We start from the raw sequence: 1,342 nt of genomic DNA on the forward strand, positions 1-1,342 counted from the left end.
GATGACGCCCCTATGCTTGTCAAGCCGCAGCGGACGGAGTACGCGCAGGTGAGAGTGCTTCTGTGATGATCGGGAAGACTTCGCGGGCGACGTAGCGCTTGAGGCAGCGGATGATCTCTTTCTTGGATTTGCCCTCGCTAGTGCGGCGTTCGGCGTAGGCACGGGTGCGCGCATCACGGCCGAGGCGGGTCACGACGATGGTGTAGAGGGCGCTGTTGCTGCGCCGGTCGCCGCCGCGGTTGAGCCGGTGCCGGACGGTCTTGCCGGAGGAGGCCTCGATCGGGTTGACACCGCACAAGGCGGCGAAGGCGGCTTCGCTGGCGAGCCGGTCAGGGTTGTCACCTGCGGTGATGAGCAGCGCGGCGGCGGTGTCCGGACCAATCCCGTGCCGCTGCAGCAGCTTCGGAGCGCATTCGGAGATGATCGCGACCAGCGACCGCTCATGGGCGCGAGCCTCCTCGGTCAGGGCCAGGATCCGGCGGGCGAGCATGCGCAGCACGCCGCGGGCTGCGTCGTCGATGGTGCGGTGCTCGGCATCGGGCAGGTTCGCACAGGTGCGGACGAGGGTGACCGGGCCCAGACCAGCCAGCGCCTCGCGCAGCGCCGGGTCGGCGCGCATCAGGACGGCTCGGAGCTGGTTGATGGCCTGGGTACGGGCCTTGACGGCAGAGTCTTTGGCAACTTTGAGCATGCGGATCATCTCGACGGCGCCGTCACCGGTCTTGGCGATGGCGGTGGCCTCCTGCGACAGCACAGCTCGAGCGGCGTTCTCGGCGTCGACGGCGTCGCTCTTGCCGCGCCGCCGCCGACGGGCCCGATCCGGCCGGTTGACCTCCAGGACTTGGAGGCTGTGGCGGCGCAGGTAGCGGTTGAGCGCTGTGCCGTGCGAGCTGGTGCCTTCCACGCCGGCCCGCCGTAGGCGGCCGTGTCCGCGCGCCCATTCCAGCAGCGCCGCGTAGCCGTCGGCGGTGGCGGGGAACGCCCTGGTGCCGGTCAGCACGCCCATGACGGTGATCACTGCTGCGACGTGTATATCGGCGTGGGTGTCCACGCCGAGCACGATCTCCTCTTGCGCATCGGCGTCGGCGGTGGCGGTGTGGTCGTCGGTGGGGCGGCTCACGGGTCTCCTCGAAGGCTGGGACTTGGTCGTCACCGGCCGGGCGAGGAGGTCAGGACTGTGATGATGCACATGGCGAGGCCCCTATGGGGACACATCCGCGCCTGGTCCGGCGGCACCGCCCGGGCCAGGGCGACAGGTCATCACCAAGGCACGCGGGCCAGTCTCAAACTGGGTCAGGCCCTGGCTTGTCGGGCGGTGCCTCATCAGTCTCACAGTCCTCAA

Annotated in this window: 1 protein-coding gene; it reads right to left on the bottom strand. The window is 69.4% G+C overall.

Annotated elements, in window-relative coordinates; all coding sequences use genetic code 11:
- Positions 1–19: 19 nt before the first annotated feature.
- Positions 20–1,120, bottom strand: a complete 1,101-nt coding sequence (locus tag ABFX50_RS50555) for an IS110 family RNA-guided transposase (protein ID WP_379506962.1) — start codon at positions 1,118–1,120, stop codon at positions 20–22.
- Positions 1,121–1,342: the final 222 nt, after the last annotated feature.

It is taken from the genome of Nonomuraea recticatena (assembly GCF_039533245.1).
In the GTDB taxonomy this organism is placed as follows: domain Bacteria; phylum Actinomycetota; class Actinomycetes; order Streptosporangiales; family Streptosporangiaceae; genus Nonomuraea; species Nonomuraea roseola.